We start from the raw sequence: 3,843 nt of genomic DNA, 5'->3' as shown, positions 1-3,843 counted from the left end.
CGGCGGCTGTGGATTTTGGGGTTATTGCCGATTCACCGCGATTCCATTTTATGGTCGAAATTTTTATTTGCCGCCGTAGGTTCGCTCGTGCCGTGCACGCTGCTCGTGTTGATCAGCGATTTAATGTTGCAAATTAACTTGCCGCTGGTGATTATTTTTCATCAAGTCTCGTGTGTGGTGTTGTGCGTGGGTTTGTCAGCCATTGCCGTGGGATTGGGCGCCAAAATGCCCGATTTGCGCGAGCAATCCCCTTCTAAAATTGCCGCCGGATTCGGTGGCACGTTAAACCTGGTGATTAGCGCGGCATATATTGTGGTGATTGTGTTGTTGACAGCGTTGCCGGTGCACTTATTCCTGGCGGCGGTTCAAGAAGCACCGCAAACCTTTATCGACCAGTGCTTGCATTTTCTCGGTAGCGGAACCGGAATCGCCTGTGGAATGGTCCTCACCTTGTTCACCGGCCTCATCGCCACCGTGTGGCCCATGCGCGTGGGATTGCGGGCCTTTCGGAAACTGGAACTGTAATTTTCTTGCGGCATGGCGATTTCTTTGGGCTTGCCTTCCCGAATGCCTGGAGAGTTTCTACAATCTGAGGAGGAAATATCTCCAGGCTGCCCCGGCGGGGGCGCGAGGTCGCCTGAAACGCGGAGCATTATATGGCCACGCGCCTCAAGGTCGGGGCGGTTACTTACCTGAATACCAAGCCCTTGGTTTACCACTTAGAGCAATTTGCGCCACAAGCGGAATTGAGTTTTGATTTGCCCAGCCGCCTGGCAGATCGCTTGGCCCGAGGGCAACTTGACGTGGCGTTGATTCCGTCGGTCGAGTATTTCCACGATCCCGCTTATTCGATCGTTTCCGATGCCTGCATTGCTTGTCGCGGTCCGGTGCTAAGCGTAAAGTTGTTTTGCCGTGTGCCGGTGAGGCAAGTTCGTACTTTGGCCTTGGACGAAGGGTCGCGGACCAGCGCCGCTTTAATCCGCATTTTGCTGAAAGAGAAATTTGATTTGGAGCCCCGCTGCGAACCGTTGCCCATCAGCGCCGCATGGAGCGATGCCGACTTCGACGCGGTGCTGCTGATTGGCGACCGGGCCATGCACTCGCCGGCAGGTAGGTTTGCCGAAGTTTGGGACGTGGGCGATCAATGGTGTCGCTGGGCAGGGTGGCCGTTTGTGTTCGCCATGTGGGTAGCGCGTGGCGGAGTTGACGTGCGCGAGTTGGAGCCGGCCTTGGCGGAGGCTCGTGATTGCGGAGTGGCGAATTTGGAACAAATTGCCGAGGTGGAAGCGGCTCCGCTGGGTTTGACCGTGCCGCAATGTCTGGCGTATTTGCGAGATTACTTGCATTTTTATCTTGGAGCGCACGAACGCCACGGATTGCAATTGTTTTATCAAAAAGCCAGTGAGTTGGGGTTGGCGCCGGCCGGATTTCCACTGGCCGGCACGATCGCTTAGAATGTGTTTTTTTGCATATTGAATTCATTCTATGGTTGCCACTTCCATCCAGCTCATTCTGGATCAAGCCGTCGCTGGCGAACGCATTAGCGCCGCCGATGGGCTGCGGTTATTGGAATCGCACGATTTAGCTGCGATTGGCCGCGCTGCCGACGCCGTGACGCGCCGCCTGCATCCGGAAACGATCCGCACTTACAACATCGACCGAAATATCAATTACACAAATATTTGTGCGGCTGTCTGCGATTTTTGCGCATTCTATCGCCCGCCTAAGCATCCGGATGGGTATGTGCTGGAGCGTGACGTGTTGCTGCAAAAAATTCGTGAGACGGATGAGTTGGGCGGCGATCAAATTCTGATGCAAGGCGGTTTGCACCCCCAGTTCAAATTGGAATGGTATGAAGAATTGTTGGCGGACATCAAACGGCAATTTCCCCAGGTGAATATCCACGGATTTAGCCCGCCGGAAATTCATCATTTCACCAAAGTTTCCAAGCTCCCTTTGCGGACCGTGCTGCAAAGGCTGCAGGCCGCGGGATTAGGGAGCTTGCCAGGCGGCGGCGGAGAAATTTTGGTCGACCGGGTTCGCAAGGCCATTACCCGGGGCAAGGTGCTGACCGATGATTGGCTCAATGTTCACCGGGTCTGGCACGAGTTAGGGGGCCGCAGCACGGCCACCATGATGTATGGGCACATCGAGACGTTGGCGGAACGGATCCAACACTTGGATCGGCTGCGGCAATTGCAAGACGAAACCCGCGGCTTCACGGCATTCATTTGCTGGAGCTTCCAGCCGGAACATACGGACATGGCCGACATTCCGCCGGCCGGCTCGTTCGAATATCTGAAAACGCAGGCGGTCAGTCGGCTGTATTTGGATAATTTTCCAAACATTCAATCGAGTTGGGTCACGCAGGGATTGAAAATTGGCCAGTTGGCATTGTTGTTCGGGGCCAACGACATGGGGAGCTTGATGATCGAAGAAAATGTTGTGGCCGAGGCGGGCACGGTGCACTTTTTGACAATCGACGAAATCCGCGCCGCGATTGAAGAGCTGGGTTATACTCCACGCCAGCGCAACGTGCGGTATGAATTAGTCGATCCGCAACACGAGCAGCGGGCCGTTGAGGCCAACCGCCTGCGCTCTGAGCAGATTCGTGCTGCCGGGCAGAAAACTTCGGCAGGGCGGGCAGCTTTGAGGCCCATGACCTCGGAAACGGTGTCGATTATTCCGCTGACCGTAGTCTCCGGCGATGGAACAGCATAAGGCACAGTTGCCGGCGGGCGAATTCTGAACGATCATTTAAGTGGCCTGTCAAATTTCGGCAATTTGTCGAGATTGCGTTCTACGCCGCATAAAGGCCTCGGACAAATTAAAGGGTGACCCAGCAAGATCGCCCGGAGGTTGCGCGCAGACCAGCAAGGACTGTGCTACCGTCGATTGACGAAGCATCCTGACCGTTGAACCATTTATGAATTCTCCCCAGATGCGTTCGGGTAATGGCGCTGTGCATTCTCAATGGAAAATTTTGGAAGCCGGCATTGCGCGTTGGCAGATTCCTCTGGGAGTGGCGCTGATCACAGCGCTGACGTATGCGGTGTATTGGCCTGCACTGTCCGGCGGATTTATTCTCGACGATGAATTGTTGACACAAAGCAAGCTGATTAAAGCGCCGGACGGCTTATATCGCTTTTGGTTCACGACTGAGCCCACCGATTATTGGCCCGTCACCTCCAGTGCGTTCTGGCTGGAATGGCGGTTATGGGGCGACAAACCCACCGGCTACCATGTGACTAATTTGCTGCTGCACATGGTTGACGTGCTATTGATTTGGCTTGTGTTACGGCGACTGGCGATCCACGGTGCGTTTTTGGCCGCCCTGATTTTTGCCGTTCATCCGGTTAATGTGGAATCGGTGGCTTGGATTTCGCAGCTAAAGAACCTGCTGGCACTATGCTTCATGTTACTTTCGACGATCTGCTCTTTGAAAGCTGATAAGCGGTTGAATTCGCCGCAAAGCCCAAGTGACCGATCCAGCGCCGGGCCGTGGTATTTGCTCAGTTTGATGTTGTTCGTGTTGGGAATGCTCAGCAAAGGTTCGGCAGCCGTTTTGCCGGCGTTGTTGCTTTTGATCGCATGGTGGCGGCGGCCCCTTTCCAAGTGGGATTGGCTGCGGAGCGTGCCGTTTTTTCTGCTGGGGGGATTGTTGACGCTGTTGAATGTGTGGTTTCAAACGCACGGTGTGGACACCATCGTGAGAAAAGTCACGCCCATTGAGCGGTTATTGGGAGCCGGCGGAGTCGTGTGGTTTTATCTATTCAAAGCTCTCGTGCCGATTGATCTGATTTTTGTGTATCCGGAATGGCATATCGATGCGGATGCCGTTTT

4 protein-coding genes are annotated in these 3,843 nt (G+C 54.6%); all 4 read left to right on the top strand.

Translation table 11 applies throughout. From position 1 onward, the window contains the following. Positions 1-525 (top strand): hypothetical protein (locus VMJ32_08115; protein ID HTQ38978.1); only part of this gene is annotated, 525 nt, incomplete at its 5' end. 131 nt (positions 526-656) lie between these two features. Then, on the top strand, positions 657-1,454 hold the full coding sequence (locus VMJ32_08110) for a menaquinone biosynthesis protein (GenBank protein HTQ38977.1): 798 nt from the start codon (positions 657-659) through the stop codon (positions 1,452-1,454). Between the two features lie 22 nt (positions 1,455-1,476). Next, positions 1,477-2,721 (top strand): cyclic dehypoxanthinyl futalosine synthase, encoded by a 1,245-nt coding sequence (gene mqnC, locus VMJ32_08105; protein ID HTQ38976.1) that lies wholly within the window; start codon positions 1,477-1,479, stop codon positions 2,719-2,721. Positions 2,722-2,926: 205 nt separating this feature from the next. After that, a partial coding sequence (locus VMJ32_08100) for a glycosyltransferase family 39 protein (GenBank protein HTQ38975.1) occupies positions 2,927-3,843 on the top strand: 917 nt, incomplete at its 3' end.

The sequence above is a fragment of the Pirellulales bacterium genome (genome assembly GCA_035499655.1).
Taxonomy (GTDB): domain Bacteria; phylum Planctomycetota; class Planctomycetia; order Pirellulales; family JADZDJ01; genus DATJYL01.
Note: the sequence above shows the minus strand (reverse complement) of the source record. Positions and strands in the feature narration are given on the sequence as shown.